The following is a 19,008-nucleotide window of genomic DNA, read 5'->3' on the forward strand; positions in this document are numbered from 1 at the left end:
CTTCACCAACCCCGATAATAGGCGGGGTGGCGATGGTAGCCGCGGTGATGGTACCGGCCATGGCCAGGTCCGTAGCCATACCCGTAACGGCGTGGCGGCGGCCGGCGATACTGCCTGTCATCATTGTCGCTGAGTGAACCTGCGATCAGCCCGGCGGCAAGGCCCGCTCCGGCGCCAAGCGCCAAGGTGCTGCCCCAGTCTGTGGTGCCGTCCGAGTTCTGGCAGCCGCCCACCAGCAGGGCTGCAGCCAGGGTTGCGGCGGATAGGATGCGTCGCATGGCGTCGATACCTCCGATGCAGGGCAAACTGCCGGAGGATCAAGGCCGTTGCGGGGCCGGATCGGGGCAGGATCCGGGCACAGCGTGACGAACTACAACAGAGGGGCCCTGCGAGGCACCCGCTCAGCCTGGACCTGAGAAGGCGTTGAAGGTCTGAATGGTGTAGGTGTCCTGCACCCCCTGGACCGACTGCACAGTTTCCACAACAAATAGGCCGATGTCGCGGTCCTGCTCCAGGTAGAACTTTCCCAGCAGGTCGTAGCGGCCGGACACGGAATGCATTTCCGACAGCTCCTCGATCCCGTCCGCCATCTCGCGGGCGACCGCGTAGGCACGGCCCATTTCGCATTTGATCAGAACAAAAATCGCGCGCATCGATCGGCCTCCCAGCATGGTTGCGGGCGCCATCCGGGTGCCCCGATTTCATGCGCCGACGGGTAGCCCAGCCGCACGCTCTCGGCTAGCCTCCGCGCCGGTTGTATGACGACTGATTCAAGGGATAAAGGGACGACCATGGACGGGATGAGCACCGCGACACGCACGGGGGGCCAGTTGCTGGCCGATGCGCTGGTCGCCCAGGGTGTGACGCACGCCTTCTGCGTGCCGGGCGAATCCTATCTGGACCTTCTGGACGGGCTCTACGCCAACAACGACAAGATCAACCTGACCACCTGCCGCTTCGAGGCCGGGGCGGTCAACATGGCCGAGGCGCATGGAAAGCTGACCGGCCGCCCGGGCGTGGCCCTGGTGACGCGAGGCCCCGGCGCCTGCCATGCCGCCATCGGCGTGCACGTGGCCTTCCAGGACAGCACGCCGCTGGTGCTGATCGTCGGCCAGATTCCCTTTGCCGAAACCGACCGGGAAACTTTCCAGGAGGTCGATTACCGGCAGATGTTCGGTCCCATCGCCAAGTGGGTGACCCAGATCGACGATGCCGCACGGATCCCTGAACTGATGGCGCATGCCTTCGACGTGGCCACTTCAGGCCGGCCTGGGCCGGTGGTGATCGCCATTTCGGAAGAGATGCAGAAGGTTCGGGTCGCAGTGCCCGATATTGGCCCGGCCGATGTGGCGCCGGCCTTTCCCGCTCCGTCCGCCATGCAGAAGATGCTGGCCATGTTGGACAAGGCGGAGCGCCCGCTGGTGGTGCTGGGTGGCTCGCGCTGGACGGAGGCCACCCGGCGCACCGTCCGTGACTTCTGCGTCGCGCGGGACCTGCCCGTCTCCGTCGCCTTTCGCCGGCAGAGCCTCTATGACTGCCGCTTGTCGAATTACGCGGGTGACCTTGGTGTCGGCGCTGATGCCGGACTGGTTGCCAAGGCCAAGCAAGCCGACGTGATCCTGGCCATTGGCACCCGCATCGGCGAACCGGTCAGCCAGGGATACACCCTGTTCGACATGGCGGGGCAGTCGGGCCAGAGCATCATTCACATCCATCCCGATCAGGCCGAGATCGGGCGCGTTTACCGCCCGGCGCTCGGCATCACTGCCGAGGTCAATGCCTTCGCCGAGGCGCTGGCGCAGCTTCCGGCACCCGCCGGCACGCCACGCTGGTCCGCCTGGACGAAGGAGGTCCATGCCGCCCGCGTGAAGCAGGCCGAGGCGCCGGATTACGCCGGTCCGCTGAACCTCGCCCGCGAATTGCAGGCATTGGAGAAGATCCTGCCCGAAGATGCCATCTTCACCTGCGATGCCGGCAACTTCGCCACCTGGCCCAACCGCTTCATGCACATGACGGCACAGCAGGAATTCCTGGGCCCCACCAACGGCGCCATGGGCTACGCGGTGCCGGCGGCCATCGGAGCCAAGATCACCTTTCCGGACCGTGTTTCCATTGGCCTCGTCGGCGACGGCGGCTTCCTGATGACAGGTCAGGAGATCGCGACGGCATTCCAGGCCGATGCGGCGCCTATCATCCTGGTGTTCAACAACGGCATGTACGGCACCATCCGCATGTACCAGGAGCGCGCCTATCCTGGGCGCGTGTCCGGCACCAAGCTGACCAACCCGGACTTCGCCAAGTTCATCGAGAGTTTCGGCGGCCATGGTGAGACGGTGGAAAAGGATGGTGAGCTGGTACCGGCCTTCCAGCGGGCGCTGGCCAGCGGCAAGCCCGCTGTCATCGAGGTGCGGGTGAACCCCGAGCAGGTGACGCACCGCGCCACCATCGAGGAACTCCGCAAGCAGGGCGGCGGCAAGCACTGAGGCCAGGAGGCACGGCGGCACCCGACCGCCGCGCAAGGGCGCTGTCAGCCGTGCGAAAGCTGGCTGATGGCCTCTCCGTCCGGCACCGTATCACCCGCGACGGCCTGCGGGTTGGCCCGCAGGCTGAGAGGATCGGGCAGGGTCCTCGATAGCGGCATGCCAGGCCTTGCCCGGAACCCGACGCTCCTGTTCCATGGCCGGCGACATCCTCTGGAGGGAAAGATGATCCGTCGTCGTGATCTGCTGGCGGCCGCGGGGGCTGCCGGTGTCTCCCTGGGCGCGCCCGCCCGCTTCGCCATTGCCCAGCCTGCGCGGGAACGGGTGCTGAGGCTGGTGCCGCAGGCCAATCTGACCAGCCTCGACCCGGTCTGGACCACCGCCAACATCACCCGCAACCACGCCTACATGATCCATGACACGCTCTATGGCATGGACGGCAACTTCACTCCGCACCCGCAGCTGGCGGAGGGCATGTTGGAGGAGGATGAGGGCCGCAGCGTCACGGTCACCCTGCGCGATGGCCCGCGTTTCCACGATGGCGAGAAGGTGCGTGCGCAGGACGCGGTGCCCAGCCTGCAGCGCTGGATGAAGCGCAGCCCCATGGGGCAGAAACTCGCCATGTTCGTGGATGAGCTGGTGGTGCTGGACGACCGGCGCTTCCGCTTTCGCCTGAAGCAACGCTTTCCGATGCTGAAGGCGGCTCTGGCGCAGGTCAGCAACAGCCCGCCCTTCATCGTTCCCGAGCGGCTGGCGCAAACCGACGCCTTCACGCAGATCCGCGACACGACCGGCTGCGGGCCCTTCCGCTTCAAGGCGGACGAGTTCAATTCGGGTAGCATGGTGGTCTATGAGCGGAATGCGAACTACAGCCCGACGCCGGTAGGCCAGCCCAGCCTGACCGCCGGCCCGAAGCGGCCGAAATTCGATCGCGTCGAGTGGCATATCATCACCGACGCTTCGACCGCCGCCGCCGCCCTGCAAACGGGCGAGATCGACTGGTTCGAGCAGCCCCCGCCGGAAATCCAGGAGTTGCTGGCGCGCAGCCGGCAACTTGCCATCGAGCCGATCGACCCGCTGCCGCTGATGGCGGTGCTGCGCTTCAACCACTTGCACGCGCCGTTCAACAACAAGAAGGTCCGCCAGGCGCTGCTGCCCGCCATCAGCCAGGCGGATTTCATGAGCGCCATTGTCGGGCCGGACCCATCGCTCTTTTTCGAAAATGTCGGTGTCTTCACCCCCGGCGCGCCAATGGCCACCGAGGTGGCGCTGGAGCCGTTGCGGGGCGAACGGAGCGTCGACCGGGCCAAGGCGTTGCTGCGCGAGGCCGGCTATACCAACCAGCCGATGCGGCTGATCGGACCCACCGACATCCTGGCGCCAACGGCGCTGACGCAGGTGGCGGCCGACCTGGTCCGCCGTGTAGGGATGAACGCCGACATCGCGCTCAGCGACTGGGGCACGGTGGTGCAGCGCCGCACCTCGCGCGAGGCGGTGGAGCAGGGCGGCTGGAGCATGGTGCTGACCTCCTTCTCCTCCTTTGACTTCGCCGATCCCTCGGCTCATTTCCCGTTGCGGGGCAATGGTGCGGGGGCGTGGGTCGGCTGGCCGGACATGCCGCGGCTGGAGGAGTTGCGCGACCGATGGTTCCTGGAACCTGACCAGGCGGCGCAGAAGAAGCTCTGCGAAGAGATGCAGCGTGTGGTGATGGACGAACTGCCCTACATCCCGGTCGGTGCCTACAAGGGCATGACGGCGATCAACAAGAACTTGAAGGGCCGCGTGCCGGGCTTCGCGATCATGTGGAATATCGAGCGCGTTTGAAGTGCCTTGAGAGGGGGCGCTGTCCCCTCTCAAGCTTTCTTTCCCGCAGCCTGAGGCGCTGGGACGCTCCGCAGAGGCGCCGGGTGCGTTATCGGCGAGCGATGTGGGATTGGTCATCATGATCGGGAAGTGGCGGAGCCTGCCGCCGCGCGGCGCGGCGCAGTCCCAACCCGACGCGCTGAAAGGAAACCGGGAAGGGGGCGGAACCCCCCTCCGGGCGGCGCTCAGCCCGCCAGCGTCTTGCCCGTGGAACCCAGATCCGCGAAGGCCTCGTCCAGGCGCTTGACGATGCCCTTCTCGCCGGCACGGAGCCACTTGCGGGGATCGTAGAGCTTCTTGGTCGGCTTGCCGTTGGACGGGTCGATCTGGTGCTCGAAGGCCACGCCGTTCTGGCGCACATAGGCGCCGACCGGCTCGGCAAAGGCGAACTGCGTGTCGGTGTCGATGTTCATCTTGAACACGCCGTAGGACACGGCCTCGGTGATCTTGCTCTTCTCCGAGCCCGATCCGCCGTGGAACACCAGCGCCATCGGCTTGTCGCCACCGCCGAACTTGGCGGCAACGGCTTCCTGCGAGGCCTTCAGGATCTCCGGCCGCAGCTTGACGTTGCCGGGGGCGTACACGCCGTGGACGTTGCCGAAGGAGGCCGCCATGGTGACGTGGCCGATGGGGGAGAGCACTTCCCACGCCTTCAGCACGTCCTCGGGCTGGGTGTAGAGGTGCGCGTTGTCGGCGCTTTCCTCCAGGTCATGGCCGACGCCGTCTTCCTCACCGCCGGTGACTCCCAGCTCGATCTCCAGGCTCATGCCCAGCTTGGCCATGCGGGTCAGCACGGTCTTGCACTCGGCGATGTTGTCGTCGAGCGGCTCGGCCGAAAGATCCAGCATGTGGGAGGAGAAGAGCGGCTTGCCGGTCCGCTTCATGAACTCCTCGCCGTGGTCGATCATGCCGTTGACCCAGGGGATCAGCGAGCGGTCGGCGTGGTCGGTGTGCAGCACGACGCAGATGCCATAGGCCGCGGCCACGGTGTGGACATGCTGCGCGGCGGAAACGGCACCCAGCACACGGGCAGCGGCGGAATCGGGGCAGCCTTCGCCGGCGAAGAACTTGGCGCCGCCGTTGGAGAGCTGGATGATGACGTCGGACTTGTTCTTCGCCGCCGCTTCCAGCACCGCGTTGATGCTGTTGGTGCCGACCACGTTCACCGCGGGCAGGGCATAGCCGCCTTCGCGGCAGGCATCGAGCAGGGCCAGGTAGTCGGCGCCGGTGACAACCCCGGGCTTCAGGCGGGTCTTGGTGCTGGGGGCGGCTTGGTCCATCTGGGGCTCCGGCTGAACAAGAGTGGTGAAGAACAGCCTACCGCATCTCGCGGTTTCGCGCGCCTCCCCCTGCGGTAAACAGCCGGACAGCTTAATCACCCACGGCGACGCCCTCGCGCCGCGGGTCCGCGCCGCCCAGCAATCCGTGCGGTGCCACCGAGATGACCTGCAGGCCCGAGACCATGGGGCGGATCTCCGTTCGGTGCCCCAGCGCCTGGAGGGCAGGGGCAAGTGATGCTGCGGCGCTGCCCTCCTCCAGCTCGGCGGCAAGGCCGAGGCTGCCAATGCGCGGCAGGGATACGGCCGCCTGCGGGTCCATGCGCCAGTCCAACAGCCCCAGCAAGGTCTGCACCACATAGGGGATGATACGTGCGCCTCCAGGGGAACCGAGGCTGGCCAGCAGCCGTCCTTCGGCATCGAAGACCAGGGTGGGGGACATGGAGGAGCGCGGCCGCTTGCCGCCCTGCACCCGGTTGGCCACCGCCCGGCGGTCAATGGCGGGGCGGAAGGAGAAGTCGGTCAGCTCGTTGTTCAGAAAGAAGCCGCGCACCATCAGCCGGGCGCCGAAGGCATCCTCCACCGTGGTGGTCATGGACAAGGCATTGCCCATGGCGTCGACGATGCTGACCTGGCTGGTGCCGGATTCGGGTTGCGGCGGCTGCGGCGCCAGCTTGCCCTCGCGCCAGCGCGGCTGCCCTGGGCGGGGCTCGGGGTTGGCACGCCCCCGCTCGATCAGCTGCGCGCGCAGCGTCAGGTAAGCGTCCTCGGTCAACCCGTGCACCGGCACCTGCACGAAATCGCTGTCGGCCACATAAAGGTTGCGATCGGCGAAGGCGAGGCGTTCGGCCTCGACCAGCAGATGCGCGGCCTCGGCGCTGTGCGGATCCAGCGCAGCCACGTTGAAATGCTCCAGGAGCCCCAGGATCTGTGCCACCGCGATGCCCCCCGAGGACGGTGGCGGAAAGCCGCAGATGCGCCACTGGCGGTAGGGGGTGCAGAGCGGCTCGCGCTTGCGCGGCGCATAGGCTGCGAGGTCGTCGGCGGTCATGCCGTTGCCGGCATCGCCATGACCGGCAACGGCCTGCACGATGTCGCCGGCGACCGGGCCCGTCTGCAAGGCGGCGGCGCCACGCTGCGCGACAAGGCGCAGGGTCTCCGCCAGAGCCGGATTGCGCAGCAGGTGGCCGGCCGGCCAGGGCGCGCCGGTCCCATCGAAGAAGTAGGCGCGCGCGGCGGCATCGCGCTTCAGCCGCTCGGCGTCCTCGGCGATCAGCCCGGCGAGGCGCGGCGAAACCGGGAAGCCCTCCTCGGCCAGGCGGATGGCGGGGGCAAAGAGATCTGCCCAGGGCAGGCGGCCACCCTCGTGGTGCGCGGCCTCCAGCATCGGCAGCACCCCCGGCACGCCCACGCTGCGCCCGGAGAGCACCGCCTCGTAGAAGGTGAGCGGTGTGCCATCCGGACGCAGGAACAAATTCTCCGAGGCGGCACGGGGGGCCGTCTCACGCCCGTCCCACGCCTCCAGCCGGCGGTTCAGCCCGTTCCAGTGCAGCATCAGCGCGCCGCCACCGATGCCGGAGGATTGCGGTTCCACCAGCGTCAGGACCGCCTGCACGGCCACGGCGGCATCCACCGCCGCTCCACCGCGCCGCAGCATGTCGAGCCCCACCTCGGCTGCCAGCGGGTGCGCCGCGGCGACCATCTGGCGGCCGGCGCGGGTGGGCGGACGTGGCACGTCCGGCGCGGCGGCCATGGGACGCGTATCCTGCGCCAGGACAGTGGTGGCCTTGCCGCCCAGCAGCGCGAGCGGCAGGGCGAGCAGCGGGGCGGCGATCAAGGCGCGGCGAATCGAACCTGGCATAGGAGCTCCTCCAGGGTGGGACGCCGAGGATAAGCAGCCTTGCCAGGGTGGGGCCAAGCACCCCATCTGATCGTGCAAGGAGCAGGTGGCATATGGACGAGCCCGAGGGTACCCGCCGCAAGCTGGTGGAAACCAAGCAACGCTGGGCGCGGGAGGGCCGGCTGCTGACTGGCCAGGCCGCGCCGCCGGAGCAGCGACTGCCGCCCGGTCAGCGGCTGGTGACCGATTGGCCGGTGCTCGATCTCGGCATCCAGCCGGAGATCCGCCGGGAGGACTTCCGGCTTTCGGTGGACGGGCTGGTGGAGCGCCCGATCACGCTGGACTGGACCTGGCTGTCTGAACTGGATCCGGCCAGCCGGCTGAACGACATCCACTGCGTAACCCAGTGGTCGCGCTTCAACAATCGCTGGGACGGCGTGGCGGTGGAGACGCTGCTCGATCTTGTGCGGCCGAAATCCCAGGCGGGGTTCGTTAGCCTCGGCGCCTCCGACGGCTACACCACCAACCTGACGCTGGAAGATTTCGCCCGGTCCGACAACATCCTGGCCCATTCCTGGGAAGGGGCCCCGCTGACTCGCCAGCACGGAGGGCCCGTGCGGCTGGTGGTGCCTCATCTTTATTTCTGGAAAAGCCCGAAATGGCTGAAGCGCATCACCTTTCTGGCGCAGAATGAACCCGGCTTCTGGGAGGAACGCGGCTATCATGACCGCGGCGATCCCTGGATGGAGGAACGCTATGGCTGACCTGTCCCGCCGTACTCTGCTGGCCGCGATGCCGCTCGGCGTGCCGATGCTGATGGCCGCCGCCCCTGCCGCGGCCGGTGGCCATGATTTCCGCTTCGAGGCGATCGAGGGCGGCGAGATCAACCTAGCCGACTGGAGAGGCAAGCCGCTGCTGGTGATCAACACCGCCAGCTTCTGCGGCTTCGCCCGGCAGTTCACGGCGCTGCAGGCTCTGCACGAGAGCTATGGCCCACGCGGGCTGATGCTGCTTGGGACGCCGTCCAACGACTTCAACCAGGAGAATGCCGACCGCAACGCGATCAAGGATTTCTGCGAGGCGACCTGGGGCGTGCAGTTCCCGCTGACCACGCCGGTGCATGTGAAGGGCGCGGCGGCGCACCCCTTCTATCGGTGGGCCGCTTCGCAGCCGGGTGGCGCGGCACCGCGCTGGAACTTCTGGAAGTATCTGGTGGGACGGGATGGACGGCTGTTGCACGCCTTTCCCAGCAACGTGGAGCCCGACGCCCCCTCGCTGCGCCAGGCCCTGGGAGCTGCCCTGGCATGAGGGCCGGTTGGCGGCTCATGCGGCCGCAGGACTTGCCAGCCGTGCTCCGCATCGCCGCCCAGGTGCACCAGCAATTCCCCGAGGGTGAGACCGTCTTTGCCGAGCGGCTCGCCCTGCATCCGGAGGGCTGCCGCATGTTGGAGGAAGAGGGAGCGGCACTCGGCTACGCCATCGCCCATCCCTGGCGCTTCGCCCGCCCGCCGGCGCTGGACAGTCTGCTCGGCGCACTGCCGGAACGGCCGGACACCTATTATCTGCACGATGCCGCCCTGCTGCCCGCGGCGCGCGGGCAGGGCGCGGCGCGTACCCTGGTGGAGCTGATGCGCGCCGACGCCGGTTCGCTGCCCAGCCTGTCCCTGGTCGCCGTAGGGGGCACGGCGGCTTTGTGGGCGAGGCTCGGCTTTACCGAGCATGCCGATGCCGCCCTGCTGGAAAAGCTTGCCTCCTACGGCCCCGCCGCCCGCTTCATGGCGCGCTTCCAATCGGGCTGACCATGCCTGGCGGCGCCTCGCGAACCAGGCACCAGCGGCGTTCCTCCGGCAGCGGAGCGCAGCCCGGCCACCATCCCTGCCGACAGGACAGGTTGGCGGGAGTGGTCCATTCCGGTGCCGCCCGACATTGTTCCCAGTTCGCCCGCGCGGAACCCGGGCCATCGAAATACAGCGTTTGCAGCCAAGCATAACCCAGCGGGTCGAGCACCTGCTGCGCCTCCATGACCCAATCCCATTTCGCCGGCAGGGCGGGCCGGGCCACGGCGATCGCGCCGCGCTCCACGGCGCGGCGGTAACCTTTCAGGAAATGCGATTCCAGCCGCACGCCGAACCGCCCAGCGCCGATGCCGAACAGCGCCTCCACCACCGTCAGGTCGCAATTGTCGGGCAGGATCAGCGAGGTCGGAAAGGCCAGGGTGGTGCCGGGAAAGCTGCCGGCGCGGGCGAAAAGGTCGATCTCGAAGAAATAGCCGAGCACCCGCATCCGGCCCATGATGTCCCCCACCGCCCGCTCTTCGTTCCCTTCCGGAAACGCTGCCCAGCGCCGCGTGATGGCGTTCCAGACATCGGCTGCCGCAGGGTAAGTTTGGTCGGTGGCGGCCCAGTGTCGCTCGAAGCGGGCGCCGTAGCCGCGTCCGCCGCCTTCCCGCGCGGTGCTCATGGTGGCGCGCAGCACTTCGCCCGCGCCTACCGCGCCCCAGGACACCACATGTGCCAGGCGCGGGGCCCCGGGTCGGGTATCCAGAAAGGATTGCAGCAGAAAGCCGATGCCCTGCGCGACCAATCCGCCTTGGCTCTGGCCGGTGATGAACACCTCGCCGCCGCTTGCGGGATCGGAAGCATAGTCGGCCGCTTCCCGGATCATCGCGAGGGCAGCGTTGGAGGTGAACTGCGCCCGCCCGAGCGTCAGGCCGGAAGCCCAGGAGCGGAAATCCCGGTGTTCGAACACATGGGTGCCCGCAATGGCATAGATGCGGTGCGGCGGCAGGTCCGCATCCGGGCGGGCCTCCAGAACCACCGCAGCAAAGCCGGAATGAAGGTCGGCATGGATGCGCAGCAAGCGATAATCAGGCATTTCCGCCTCAAACCCCGGCCGGTCGAGGCGAGGCGGCGTGCCCAGCGCGTCATGCCGGACGTCGTAGGCGATGTCGGCAGCCTTCACTGTTGCCTCATCGACCCGCCAGAGCTGCCGGATCGCCGAGCGCCGGTCCTGCAGCACCCGGGAAGCATCCTCACCCGGCAGGTAGATCGTTGCCGGGTGCCCTTCCGGCGCCGGGAGGTCGCGCAGGTTCTCCAGATGCAGTTCCAGCCGCCATGGCGAACCGCCGCGCCCGGGCAGGACACGGATATCTCGCCGGGCCAGGATTTCCCGCGCGAAGGGCAGGAGGTCGCCTACATCCAGCGTGAGGTCGCGTCCTGGACCGCCTGTCAATCCTTCGGTGCCGGCGCCACACCGGGCGGCATGCGCCTCGGCCCGAGGCGCGCGCGGGTCCAGCTCCGGCATCGCCGGCATCGGCGCAGCCGGTTGAGCCCGGGGCGCGGCCGGCCCCGTCCCTGCCAGAAGGGCCAGCGCCAGCAACGCCGCCGCGATGGGGCGGCCCGGAACCAGGAGCGTCAGTCCCCGAAGCGGTTGGAGCGCGGAAAGCCGTTCGGCGGCTGCCGCCCCGCGCCGGCACGGTTGCCGCGCCAAGTGGTCAGGTCGGTTTCCAGCCGCACCCGCTCGCCGATGCGCCAAGTCAGGCCGGCCTTGCCGTCGAACACCTTCACATCGGCCATGCCGCCATCCTTGTAGCCCTGCAGCACCACGCCGCGGCCGCGCACCATTTCCGGCACCTGTTCCAGCGGGAACACCAGCAGCTTGCGGTTCTCGCCTAGCACGGCGACGGTGTCGCCCTCCACCGGCTTGCAGGCGGCGGCCTCGATGCCGCCATCGACGGTCAGTACCTGCTTGCCGGTGCGCTTCTCGGCCAGCATGTCCTCCGACTTCACCACGAAGCCGCGGCCATCGCTGGAGGCGACGAGGTATTTGCGATCCTCCGCCCAGACGAACAGGTCGACCACATCGTCCTCGTTGGTGAGGTCCACCATGAGACGCACCGGCTGTCCGTCGCCGCGGCCACGCGGCAGCGCATCGGCCTTGATCGTGAAGCACTTGCCGTTGGTGGCGAACAGGCAGATGCGATCCGTGGTCTGCGCGTGCAGGGCGATCCGCAGGGAATCGCCCTCCTTGAACTTCTGCTCCTGGTCCAACGGCACATGGCCCTTCAGCGCGCGCACCCAGCCCTTCTGCGACAGGATCACGGTGATAGGCTCGCGCTCCACGAAGGCACGCTCATCGATGACAACCGGCGCGGCGGTGCCGTCGATAACGGTGCGGCGCCGGCCAATCGGCGTTTCCTCGCCGAACTTCGCGCGGGTTTCGGCGATCTGCTCGGCCAGCTTCTTCCAGCGCGCCTTCTCGCTTCCGAGCAGGGTTTGAAGGGATTTCTGCTCGGCCACCAGCTTCTTGTGCTCCCGGCGGATCTCCATCTCCTCCAGCCTGCGAAGCGAGCGCAGCCGCATGTTGAGGATGGCTTCGGCCTGCACGTCCGTGAGCGAAAAGGTGCTGATCAGCACCGGCTTCGGATGGTCTTCCTCGCGGATGATGCGGATCACCTCGTCGAGGTTGAGATAGGCGATCAGGTAGCCGTCCAGGATTTCCAGACGGCGGGCGATGGCATCCAGCCGGTGCTGGCTGCGCCGCACCAGCACCTCGTGCCGGTGGTCGAGCCAGGATTGCAGCACCTCCCGCAGCCCCATGACGCGCGGCGTGCGGCTGGCATCCAGCACGTTCATGTTGAGCGAGAAGCGGCTCTCCAGCGGTGTGGCGCGGAACAGCGTCTCCATCAGCATGGCAGGCTCGATGGCGCGGTTCCTGGGCTCCAGCACCAGGCGGATCACGTCGGTGCTCTCGTCGCGCACATCGGCCAGCAGAGGAAGCTTCTTTTCCTCCATCAGCTGTGCGATCTGCTCGATCAGCCGTGACTTCTGCACCTGGTAGGGGATCTCGGTGACCACGATCTGCCAGGTGCCGTTCTTCAGCGATTCCTTCTCCCACCTCGCGCGGATGCGGAAGCCGCCGCGGCCGGTGGCATAGGCCTCGCGCACCGCCTCGGGGCTTTCCACCAGCACGCCGCCGGTCGGGAAGTCGGGCCCCGGCATATGGCCGAGAAGCTCGTCGATGCCTGCCTTGGGGTTGGCGATGAGCGCCAGGGCGGCGGCGCACAGCTCGCCGGCGTTGTGCGGCGGGATGGAGGTCGCCATGCCCACCGCGATGCCGGCGGCCCCATTGGCGAGCAGGTTGGGGAAGGCGGCCGGCAGCACAACCGGCTCCTTTTCCTCGCCATCATAGGTGGCGCGGAAATCGACCGCATTCTCCTCGATGCCTTCCAGCATGGCACTGGCGATGGCGGTCAGCCGGGCCTCGGTGTAACGCATGGCCGCGGCATTATCGCCATCGATATTGCCGAAGTTGCCCTGGCCCTCGACCAACGGGTAGCGGGCGGCGAACTCCTGCGCCAGCCGCACCATGGCCTCGTAGATCGAGGCATCGCCGTGCGGGTGGAACTTGCCCATCACGTCGCCGACGATGCGGGCGCATTTCTTGAAGCCCGCCGCCGGGTCGAGCTTCAGCTGGTGCATGGCCCAGAGCAGTCGGCGGTGCACAGGCTTCATCCCATCGCGCACATCCGGCAGGGACCGCGCCGTGATGGTGGACATGGCGTAGGCGAGGTAACGCTCCGACAAGGCGGCGGAGAGGCTCGTCGGCCTGACATCCCCGCCTTCGGGCAGGGTCGTTATGTCGTCGGGCATGGGCTCCTCCAGGCAGGTCGGCGCGCATCGGCTAGCGCAGTGCGGCCCGCAAAGCCAGCGCCGTTCACAAGAAATTGGAACATATCACGAACGAATTGGAGGCTCACAAGCCTGTGAAGATGCGGCCTGAGGGGGTCGACGCACCGGGCCGGTCTGGTCATGGTCGTCATACAAGATCACTGCCCTGGAGCCTTTGCGCTTCAGACGGCAAAAATGGGGGAAAAACAGGAATGAGCGCTGGTGCAGGAGCAGCATTGGACCACGACAGGGTCGATCGAAACGATCCATACCATCTTGATCCCAAGGCCGTCATGGAAGCCCCCACAGGATGGGGACCGTCCCTGAAGCATCTTGGGCCGGGGCTGATCCTCAGCGCCTCGATCGTCGGATCAGGCGAGTTGATCGCCACCACGACCCTGGGCGCCCAGGCCGGCTTCTACCTCCTCTGGATGGTTATCGTCTCCACCTTCGTGAAGGTGGCGGTGCAGGTGGAGCTCGCCCGGTGGACCATCTCCACCGGCCAGCCTGCATTGACCGGCTACAACAAGGTTGGCCCCCGTATCGGCAGGCTCGGGTGGATCAACGTTCTCTGGCTGCTGATGGCGCTTACCAAGTTCCTGCAGATGGGCGGTGTGATCGGTGGAACCGCGATTGCCTGCTCGATCCTCCTGCCATTGGGCGGAGACCCGATGAGCGGCGTTTCGGTGGCGGCCTGGGCAGTCATCATCACCGTCGCCAGCGTGGCCATGCTGTATTCCAACAACTACAGCCTGATCGAACGCGGTGCGACAGGCATGGTCGTGGTGTTCTCCATGCTGACCATCGCCATCGCTCTGGGCCTGCCTTTCACGCCCTTTCCCTATGGCATGGATGATCTGGCGACGGGCTTGGCCTTCACCATCCCTGCCGGCGCCATTGGCGCCGCCATCGCCATGTTCGGCATCACCGGCGTGGGCGCCGACGAACTCACCTTCTATACCTACTGGTGTGTCGAGAAGGGCTACGCCCGCCATGTGGGGCCGAATGACGGCTCGGAAGCGTGGAAGCGGCGCGCCAAGGGCTGGATCAACGTGATGTACAAGGATGCCTTCGTGTCCTGGTGCATCTACACCTTCGGCACTCTGGCCTTCTACCTGATGGGCGCCGCGGTGCTGAACCCACAGGGCCTGGTTCCGCGCGGGAACGAGATGATCACGGTGCTGTCGCGCATGTACACCGACACCCTGGGCGAATGGGCCGGTGTGCTGTTCCTGATCGGCGCGGTTGTTGTGCTGGGCTCCACCGTCTGGGCTGCGATCCCGAGCTGGTCGCGCATGTATGTCAACCTGCTGGCCGAGATGGGTGTGGTGAACTGGCATGCTCCCGCCCAGCGGACGCGGTGGATCCGCGGCTTCACTGTGGGGCTGCCCATTGTTTGGTGCATCGCGTACCTGACCATCCAGTCGCCCGTGCTGATGATCCAGATCGGCGGTGCTGCCACGGGCGTCTTCCTGCTGGCGGCGGTGGTGGCCGTCTGGCACCTGCGCAACACCGAAACCGATCCAGCGATCCGCGGCGGCAAGGCCTTCAACGCCCTGCTGGTTGTCAGCAGCATCGCCATCGTGCTTCTGGGCGTCTACACGGGTCTGAGCGCTCTTCGGATCGTGTAAAAACACCCTGCTGCCCGCCTTGGAAGGCGGGCAGTCCTTGCCCCGTCACGCGATCTCGCCGCGAAACCACTCACCCAGCGCCATCCAGGGCCGCGCATCCCAGAAGCGGCTGGCCTGACCGGAGGTGGAGGGCATGACCCAGACAGGCGGGAAATCCAGTGGCCCTTCCATGCGTCCATAGGCGATGGCACCGGTGCGGCGCCGCAGAAAGGCGGCTGCAGGAGCCTTGGCGGTGAAGGCCAGGGCTGAGGGGCGGACGGCACGGATGCGGGCTTCGAAGCTGTCCGGGTCGTAGGCATCCGGCGGGAGTTCGTTGTCATTGCCGCTGGCATGCTTGGCCATGTCCGTCAGCCCGATGCCAAGCTGCAGCAGCGAGGGGTATTCCGCCGGCGCCAGCTTGCGCGGGGTCAGCCCGGCCAGATGCAGGATGGACCAGAATCGGTTGCCCGGATGTGCGTAGTAGGCGCGGCGGGCCGCCGACACCGTGCCGGGCGCCGAGCCGCAGAACACCAGCCGCAGTCCCGGCGCCAGCAGGTCGGGAAGCACCGGCTCCTTCATGACGTAGCGGGCAAGGCGGCAATCCGGGCCTCGAGCCGCTCCCGCGCCGGCGGAACCGGGCGATGACGGGCGCCGAACGCGTCGCGGGCCAGGAAATGCCCGGTCAGCCGCATTCCCTTCAACCATTCCGCCGGCTCGTTCTCTCCCTGGCCGCCCAGCAGGAACAATGGCAACGGCAGCAGCCTGTCCCGCCAAGCCTCGGCCGCTTCCGCGCTGACCGCCCGGCCGGAGCGGGGCGAGACATGGGTAAGCGGCTCCGTCACGCCCGTGACGGCACAGGCGGACAGGTCAAGCCCATAGCCCAGTGCTTCGAGCAGAAGCATTTCCCATCGAATGTAGTCGGCCATGAGCGGAACGGCACCGCGGTTCAGGTTCGCCATCAGCGCCAGCAGGCCGGAGAAGACACGAGGCTGTGCCTCACGTTCCGGCAAGGCATCTGCGGCCAGGGCGCAGGCCGAGTTCAGCAGGGCAAGCGCCAGCGGATCGTCCATGGCGAGCGCCGCGGAAGGATGCACCATCTCGGCGCTGAAATGCCCAAGCTGTTCCGGCAACCTCGCAATCCAGCGCGCCTCCACCAGGTTGCCGGGCTGCCAAAGCCCCGACTGGGCGCGCGAAGCGCCGCCGCGCGCCAGACCCAGATGCCGCCCCTGCGTTTCGGTGAGAAGGGCGATCACGGCACCGCCCTCGCCATGCGGACGAGTTTCCAGAACGATGCCCGGCGCCTGCCATTCCATGATGCGGGAAGGGTGAGGAAGGGGCGGCCCGTCAGCGGGACGCGTGCTGCCGTTCGCGCCGGTCCTGCCGGCCAACGATCCACCAGGTCATGCCGCCGATTCCCAGGAAGACGGCCGGGACGCCGAACACCGCATAGGCCTCCAGGAACGTCATGGTCGCAATCCCTTCAACAGGCTCCTCGCCATCCAATGTAGTGCGATCCCGCCCAGAATCCACACCAGACTGACCAGGGCTACAAGCCAGCCCGCCTGATGCGGCTGACTGAAGCCGTAGAGGATGGCCACGAGGGGGGAGATGCCGCCGGCCACCACGCTGGCCGAGGCCAGGGTGTTCAGCCACCCCGCCGTGAGCTTCAGCCGCTCGTTGTGAACCAGATTCCCGGCCGAAAGGTTGCCCGGCGGTGCCTGGACCGGAGGGTCGTCAGCCGGCATCGTCCAGGCCGATGGCGCGCAGCCGCGCGCGCTCCTCGTCCCAGCCCTGGCGCTCCTTGACGTTCAGAAACAGGTGGACCCGACGCTCCAGCAGCTTCTCAAGCTCGGAGCGGGCGCGCTGGCCGATCTCCTTCACCTTGCGCCCGCCATCGCCGATCAGGATGGCTTTCTGGCTCGCCCGGCCGACATAGATGGTGCAGTCGATGCGCACGGATCCGTCGCGCCGCTCCTGCCACTGCTCGGTCTCGACCGTGGCGTGGTGCGGCACTTCCTCATGCGTCTGGCGCAGGATCTGCTCGCGCACGATCTCGGCCGCCAGCATGCGCTCCGGCAGATCCGACAGCTCGTCCTCGGGGAACAGCCAGGGACCGTAAGGCAGGCGGGCGGCCAGCGCCGTCATCAGCCGGTCCAGCCCATCGCCGGTCTCGGCACTGATCATGAAGGTCTCCTCGAAGGAGAGGGCTTCGTTCAGCGAGGCGGTGAGCGGCAGCAGGCGCTTCGTGTCGATCAGGTCCGACTTGTTCAGCACCAGCCAGATCGGCACCTTGGAGCGCTTCAGGACCGAGATGATCGATTCCACCGCCTCGGTCATGCCGGCGCGGGCATCCACCATCAGCAGCGCCACATCGGCGTCCTGCGCGCCTTCCCAGGCGGCGGCGACCATGGCGCGGTCGAGCCGCCGGCGGGGTGCGAAGATGCCCGGCGTGTCGGTTAGCACGATCTGCGTCGGGCCCTGCATCACCACGGCGCGGATTCGGAAGCGGGTGGTCTGCGGCTTGGGCGAGACGATCGTCACTTTGCTGCCGGTAAGCCTGTTAACGAGGGTGGACTTGCCCGCATTGGGCGCGCCCACCACCGCCACCAGCCCGCAGCGCGTCTGCTCCGCAGGGCCGGCGGGAGGGGTGCCCGGCTGGTCCGGCACGGCGTCGCTGTTGTCGCTCATGGCTTGTCCGCCTTGTTCCTGCCGGCTCCGCTTCTGCGCTCGCCCGATCCTCGTTCAGCCGGATCCTGTCGGGCCGGCTTGCGCCCGCCGTTCCCGCCAGCCTGTTCGGCTCCCCCGGGCAGAAGCTCCGGGCCATCGGACAGCCAGGCCTCGGCGGCAGCCTGCTCGGCCGCCCGTTTCGACTCGCCCTGGCCTTCCGCCTCCCTTCCGGCCGCCGTCACGGAGACCACGAAGCGCGGCGCGTGCGATGGGCCCGTGTTGGAAACGATGCGGTATTCCGGCAGCCCCTGCGCCCGCCCCAGCGTGTGTTCCTGCAACCTGCTCTTGGCCGACATGGGCGGCGTCGGATCCGCCTCCAGGAAGGCGCTCCATTCCCGGCGCACGAAGCCCCGCGCCACCTCCAGCCCGGCATCCAGATACAACGCGCCAATCAGGGCCTCGGTGGCATCGGCAATCACGGTGACGCGGCCACGAAGCCCGGTGCGGCCTTCGGCGGGCGGGATGCGCAGCGCCGCCGGCAGGCCGATCGCCTCGCCGACCTTGGCCAAGGTGTCCGCCGCCACCAGCACCGCCAGCCGCTTGCCCAACGCGCCCTCGCGCTCGTTCGGAAAGCGCTCGGACAGCCATTCGGCCATCACCAGCGCCAGCACGCGGTCCCCCAGAAATTCCAGCCGCTCGTTGGAATCGAGCATGCCTCGCTTCGGGTCCGCCGCCGAGCGATGGGTCAAGGCCTGGTCGAGGAGGCCCGTATTGGCGAAGGCATGACCCAGCCGCTGGAGGAAGTGCTGCTTCATCGCACCGCCATGAAGATGCGGCTCCAGCGCACGGCGAAGGGCCATGCCCAGACCTCGTACCAGGCGGCGGAGCCGTCGACGGAGAAGAAGATGCGCTCCGCACGGCCCACCAGGTTCTCCATCGGTACGAAGCCGACGCCCGAAATCATGTCGCGGCTGTCGAGGCTGTTGTCCCGGTTGTCGCCCATGGCAAAGAAATGACTGGACGGCACCAGAAACTCGGCCGTGTTGTCGTAGGGTCCGTTGTCGGTCTGTTCCAGGATTTCATGCCGCACGCCCTGCGTCTCGCCAGGGCTGGGGGGCAGGCTTTCGCGGAACAGCCGCACGGTCATGCGCGGGCCGTCGCCTTCCACCGTGTAGGGACCGAGCGCCTCGCGCGGCACCTCCTGCCCGTTCACGTAGAGCCGCCCTGCGCGCATCTGGATGCGGTCGCCCGGCAGGCCGACAATGCGCTTGATGTAGTCGGTGGAATTGTCGCGGGGCAGCTTGAACACCGCGACATCGCCGCGCTCCGGGGCCGAGCCGAAGATGCGCCCCGAGAAAAGGTTCGGGCTGAACGGCAGGGAATGGCGCGAATAGCCATAGGTGTATTTCGACACGAACAGGTAGTCGCCCACCTGCAGGGTCGGGATCATGCTGCCGGAAGGAATGTTGAACGGCTCGAACGCGACCGTGCGGATGCCCACCGCGATCAACCCGGCATACACAATGGTTTTGATGCTTTCGAGCCAGCCGCCCGTCTTCTTGCTCATCTCTGGCTCGTCCGCGGCCCTGCCTGTGAGGCCAC

General features: G+C 67.6%; 19 protein-coding genes. 6 read left to right on the forward strand and 13 right to left on the reverse strand.

Annotated elements, in window-relative coordinates:
* Window positions 1-2: 2 nt before the first annotated feature.
* Window positions 3-278, reverse strand: coding sequence for a hypothetical protein (locus ACFOD4_RS05365; protein ID WP_379594910.1), 276 nt, complete (start codon window positions 276-278; stop codon window positions 3-5).
* Between the two features lie 123 nt (window positions 279-401).
* Window positions 402-653, reverse strand: a complete 252-nt coding sequence (locus tag ACFOD4_RS05370; RefSeq protein ID WP_379594911.1) for an Lrp/AsnC ligand binding domain-containing protein — start codon at window positions 651-653, stop codon at window positions 402-404.
* A gap of 138 nt (window positions 654-791) precedes the next feature.
* On the opposite strand from ACFOD4_RS05370, the gene ACFOD4_RS05375 reads away from it, so the two are divergent.
* The gene (locus ACFOD4_RS05375) at window positions 792-2,483 is read left to right on the forward strand and encodes a thiamine pyrophosphate-dependent enzyme (RefSeq protein WP_379594912.1); all 1,692 of its coding nucleotides are present in this window, start codon (window positions 792-794) and stop codon (window positions 2,481-2,483) included.
* A gap of 222 nt (window positions 2,484-2,705) precedes the next feature.
* Complete coding sequence (locus ACFOD4_RS05380; RefSeq protein WP_379594913.1) at window positions 2,706-4,304, forward strand: ABC transporter substrate-binding protein; 1,599 nt, start codon at window positions 2,706-2,708, stop codon at window positions 4,302-4,304.
* 224 nt (window positions 4,305-4,528) lie between these two features.
* On the opposite strand, the gene fbaA is transcribed toward ACFOD4_RS05380, so the two are convergent.
* Together fbaA and ggt are read right to left on the reverse strand one after the other, a co-directional pair.
* Complete coding sequence (fbaA, locus tag ACFOD4_RS05385; RefSeq protein WP_379594914.1) at window positions 4,529-5,623, reverse strand: class II fructose-bisphosphate aldolase; 1,095 nt, start codon at window positions 5,621-5,623, stop codon at window positions 4,529-4,531.
* Between the two features lie 91 nt (window positions 5,624-5,714).
* Window positions 5,715-7,481, reverse strand: a complete 1,767-nt coding sequence (gene ggt, locus ACFOD4_RS05390; protein WP_379594915.1) for a gamma-glutamyltransferase — start codon at window positions 7,479-7,481, stop codon at window positions 5,715-5,717.
* Between the two features lie 92 nt (window positions 7,482-7,573).
* Between ggt and ACFOD4_RS05395 the strand changes: the two genes are divergently transcribed.
* Genes ACFOD4_RS05395 through ACFOD4_RS05405 form a run of 3 tightly spaced genes read left to right on the forward strand, consistent with a single transcriptional unit; the run spans window position 7,574 to window position 9,259 of the window.
* Window positions 7,574-8,224: a sulfite oxidase-like oxidoreductase gene (locus ACFOD4_RS05395; RefSeq protein ID WP_379594916.1), complete on the forward strand. Its 651-nt coding sequence runs from the start codon at window positions 7,574-7,576 to the stop codon at window positions 8,222-8,224.
* Complete coding sequence (locus ACFOD4_RS05400) at window positions 8,217-8,768, forward strand: glutathione peroxidase (protein WP_379594917.1); 552 nt, start codon at window positions 8,217-8,219, stop codon at window positions 8,766-8,768. The genes ACFOD4_RS05395 and ACFOD4_RS05400 overlap by 8 nt, the downstream gene beginning before the upstream one ends.
* A gap of 41 nt (window positions 8,769-8,809) precedes the next feature.
* Complete coding sequence (locus ACFOD4_RS05405) at window positions 8,810-9,259, forward strand: GNAT family N-acetyltransferase (protein ID WP_379594918.1); 450 nt, start codon at window positions 8,810-8,812, stop codon at window positions 9,257-9,259.
* On the opposite strand, the gene ACFOD4_RS05410 is transcribed toward ACFOD4_RS05405, so the two are convergent.
* Both ACFOD4_RS05410 and parC read right to left on the reverse strand, forming a co-directional pair.
* On the reverse strand, window positions 9,234-10,949 hold the full coding sequence (locus ACFOD4_RS05410; RefSeq protein ID WP_379595280.1) for a hypothetical protein: 1,716 nt from the start codon (window positions 10,947-10,949) through the stop codon (window positions 9,234-9,236). The two genes, ACFOD4_RS05405 and ACFOD4_RS05410, sit on opposite strands and share 26 nt — an antisense overlap.
* Window positions 10,874-13,111, reverse strand: coding sequence for a DNA topoisomerase IV subunit A (gene parC / locus ACFOD4_RS05415; protein WP_379594919.1), 2,238 nt, complete (start codon window positions 13,109-13,111; stop codon window positions 10,874-10,876). Before parC ends, ACFOD4_RS05410 begins: the two co-directional genes overlap by 76 nt.
* 230 nt (window positions 13,112-13,341) lie before the next feature.
* On the opposite strand from parC, the gene ACFOD4_RS05420 reads away from it, so the two are divergent.
* The gene (locus ACFOD4_RS05420) at window positions 13,342-14,760 is read left to right on the forward strand and encodes an Nramp family divalent metal transporter (RefSeq protein WP_379594920.1); all 1,419 of its coding nucleotides are present in this window, start codon (window positions 13,342-13,344) and stop codon (window positions 14,758-14,760) included.
* Between the two features lie 45 nt (window positions 14,761-14,805).
* Here ACFOD4_RS05420 and ACFOD4_RS05425 read toward each other — a convergent pair whose 3' ends face one another.
* From ACFOD4_RS05425 to lepB, 7 genes are read right to left on the reverse strand one after another with little or no spacing between them, the layout of a single operon-like run.
* Window positions 14,806-15,306: a mismatch-specific DNA-glycosylase gene (locus ACFOD4_RS05425; protein ID WP_379594921.1), complete on the reverse strand. Its 501-nt coding sequence runs from the start codon at window positions 15,304-15,306 to the stop codon at window positions 14,806-14,808.
* Window positions 15,307-15,314: 8 nt separating this feature from the next.
* A complete protein-coding gene (gene recO / locus ACFOD4_RS05430) occupies window positions 15,315-16,052 on the reverse strand; it encodes a DNA repair protein RecO (protein WP_379594922.1) in 738 nt (245 codons plus the stop codon).
* A gap of 31 nt (window positions 16,053-16,083) precedes the next feature.
* The gene (locus ACFOD4_RS05435; protein WP_379594923.1) at window positions 16,084-16,206 is read right to left on the reverse strand and encodes a hypothetical protein; all 123 of its coding nucleotides are present in this window, start codon (window positions 16,204-16,206) and stop codon (window positions 16,084-16,086) included.
* Entirely contained in the window at window positions 16,203-16,484 is a 282-nt protein-coding gene (locus tag ACFOD4_RS05440; protein ID WP_379594924.1) for a hypothetical protein, read from the reverse strand. Before ACFOD4_RS05440 ends, ACFOD4_RS05435 begins: the two co-directional genes overlap by 4 nt.
* Complete coding sequence (gene era, locus ACFOD4_RS05445; RefSeq protein WP_379594925.1) at window positions 16,474-17,427, reverse strand: GTPase Era; 954 nt, start codon at window positions 17,425-17,427, stop codon at window positions 16,474-16,476. Before era ends, ACFOD4_RS05440 begins: the two co-directional genes overlap by 11 nt.
* The gene (rnc, locus tag ACFOD4_RS05450; RefSeq protein ID WP_379595259.1) at window positions 17,424-18,221 is read right to left on the reverse strand and encodes a ribonuclease III; all 798 of its coding nucleotides are present in this window, start codon (window positions 18,219-18,221) and stop codon (window positions 17,424-17,426) included. The genes era and rnc overlap by 4 nt, the downstream gene beginning before the upstream one ends.
* Complete coding sequence (gene lepB / locus ACFOD4_RS05455) at window positions 18,218-18,973, reverse strand: signal peptidase I (RefSeq protein ID WP_379594926.1); 756 nt, start codon at window positions 18,971-18,973, stop codon at window positions 18,218-18,220. The genes rnc and lepB overlap by 4 nt, the downstream gene beginning before the upstream one ends.
* Between the last annotated feature and the right edge of the window lie 35 nt (window positions 18,974-19,008).

Origin of the sequence: Teichococcus globiformis (assembly GCF_042646265.1) — a bacterium.
In the GTDB taxonomy this organism is placed as follows: Bacteria; Pseudomonadota; Alphaproteobacteria; order Acetobacterales; family Acetobacteraceae; genus Pseudoroseomonas; species Pseudoroseomonas globiformis.

What these genes read in the sequence shown, in the direction of transcription:
- ACFOD4_RS05365 (WP_379594910.1), bottom strand. Translation starts at nt 278, where the DNA reads ATGCGACGCATCCTATCCGCCGCAACCCTGGCTGCAGCCCTGCTGGTG.
- ACFOD4_RS05370 (WP_379594911.1), bottom strand. Translation starts at nt 653, where the DNA reads ATGCGCGCGATTTTTGTTCTGATCAAATGCGAAATGGGCCGTGCCTAC.
- ACFOD4_RS05375 (WP_379594912.1), top strand. Translation starts at nt 792, where the DNA reads ATGGACGGGATGAGCACCGCGACACGCACGGGGGGCCAGTTGCTGGCC.
- ACFOD4_RS05380 (WP_379594913.1), top strand. Translation starts at nt 2,706, where the DNA reads ATGATCCGTCGTCGTGATCTGCTGGCGGCCGCGGGGGCTGCCGGTGTC.
- fbaA (WP_379594914.1), bottom strand. Translation starts at nt 5,623, where the DNA reads ATGGACCAAGCCGCCCCCAGCACCAAGACCCGCCTGAAGCCCGGGGTT.
- ggt (WP_379594915.1), bottom strand. Translation starts at nt 7,481, where the DNA reads ATGCCAGGTTCGATTCGCCGCGCCTTGATCGCCGCCCCGCTGCTCGCC.
- ACFOD4_RS05395 (WP_379594916.1), top strand. Translation starts at nt 7,574, where the DNA reads ATGGACGAGCCCGAGGGTACCCGCCGCAAGCTGGTGGAAACCAAGCAA.
- ACFOD4_RS05400 (WP_379594917.1), top strand. Translation starts at nt 8,217, where the DNA reads ATGGCTGACCTGTCCCGCCGTACTCTGCTGGCCGCGATGCCGCTCGGC.
- parC (WP_379594919.1), bottom strand. Translation starts at nt 13,111, where the DNA reads ATGCCCGACGACATAACGACCCTGCCCGAAGGCGGGGATGTCAGGCCG.
- ACFOD4_RS05420 (WP_379594920.1), top strand. Translation starts at nt 13,342, where the DNA reads ATGAGCGCTGGTGCAGGAGCAGCATTGGACCACGACAGGGTCGATCGA.
- recO (WP_379594922.1), bottom strand. Translation starts at nt 16,052, where the DNA reads ATGGAATGGCAGGCGCCGGGCATCGTTCTGGAAACTCGTCCGCATGGC.
- ACFOD4_RS05435 (WP_379594923.1), bottom strand. Translation starts at nt 16,206, where the DNA reads ATGACGTTCCTGGAGGCCTATGCGGTGTTCGGCGTCCCGGCCGTCTTC.
- ACFOD4_RS05440 (WP_379594924.1), bottom strand. Translation starts at nt 16,484, where the DNA reads ATGCCGGCTGACGACCCTCCGGTCCAGGCACCGCCGGGCAACCTTTCG.
- era (WP_379594925.1), bottom strand. Translation starts at nt 17,427, where the DNA reads ATGAGCGACAACAGCGACGCCGTGCCGGACCAGCCGGGCACCCCTCCC.
- rnc (WP_379595259.1), bottom strand. Translation starts at nt 18,221, where the DNA reads ATGAAGCAGCACTTCCTCCAGCGGCTGGGTCATGCCTTCGCCAATACG.
- lepB (WP_379594926.1), bottom strand. Translation starts at nt 18,973, where the DNA reads ATGAGCAAGAAGACGGGCGGCTGGCTCGAAAGCATCAAAACCATTGTG.